Origin of the sequence: Streptomyces nanshensis, assembly GCF_001751255.1 — a bacterium.
GTDB lineage: Bacteria > Actinomycetota > Actinomycetes > Streptomycetales > Streptomycetaceae > Streptomyces > Streptomyces nanshensis_A.
In genome coordinates this window covers 1-884 of sequence record NZ_LJGW01000513.1, presented here as the reverse complement: position 1 = coordinate 884, position 884 = coordinate 1, and the positions used below count along the sequence as shown (strand labels likewise).

General features: G+C 75.5%; 1 protein-coding gene. It reads right to left on the bottom strand.

The window, feature by feature from the left end:
- Positions 1-79 precede the first annotated feature (79 nt).
- On the bottom strand, positions 80-884 hold an 805-nt coding region (locus AN218_RS29295; RefSeq protein WP_216311819.1), incomplete at its 5' end, for a DUF2690 domain-containing protein.

Genomic DNA, 884 nt, shown 5'->3' with positions numbered 1-884 from the left:
CGGGCCGGGGAGCGCCGCCCAGGGGCGGACGTCCATGCGCCCCGGCCCCGCCCCGTACGCGGTGTGCCGCACGCCCGGGTCAGCGCAGCGCGCCGCCCGAACTCGCCTTCTCCTCCGTGCCGTTGCCGCCGGTGCCGGTCGAGCCCCCGGTGCCGGTCGAGCCCTCGGTGCCGCCCGTGCCCGCCGGATTCTCGTTCTCCGCCGTGCCGGCCCGGCCCGCCGAGTCGGCCTTCGTACAGCCGGTGGTGCCCGCGACGAGGGTGGCGCAGGCGCGGGCCTCGGTCGCGGAGTCGACGGCGACCATCTCGGTGTACGCGTCGTTCGTCTCGCCGACCTCGTCGCTCTCAGCCTGGCCGTCGCCCACGCTGATCTTGAGGCTGTCGCCCTGCGCGGCGCCCGTTATGCGGCCCCAAGCGGCCTTGCACACCTTGCTGTAGCGCACCTCAACCATGCTCGGGCCGACGAACTGCGAATTGCTGCTCTTGACATTCTGTCCGCCGCAGCCCATCTTCTCCGGGTCCTTGCCCGAGCAGCTCCGGCCCTGGCACTTGACGCCCGCGGGGAGGTTCTCGTGCGGCGAGGCCGACGCCGAAGGGGTGGGCGCAGCCGAGGAGTCGTCCGTGGCACCGGGCAGCCCGAAGACCAGCACACCCACGCCCAGCACCGCGAACACCCCGCCCGCGCCCGCGAGAAGGGCCGCGACGCGCTTGCCGCGCGACGAAGGGCCCTCGCCCTCCGCGGCGTACGGACCCTCCGCGCCCTCTACTGCCTCGCCGTCCGGTGCGCCCGGCACTCCGGCCAGGCCCGGCGCGCTGCCCGCAGCGCCCGGGTACGGAGGCGGACCCGCGCTCGAACCGGGCGCTTCCGTACCGCCGTTGCCGCTC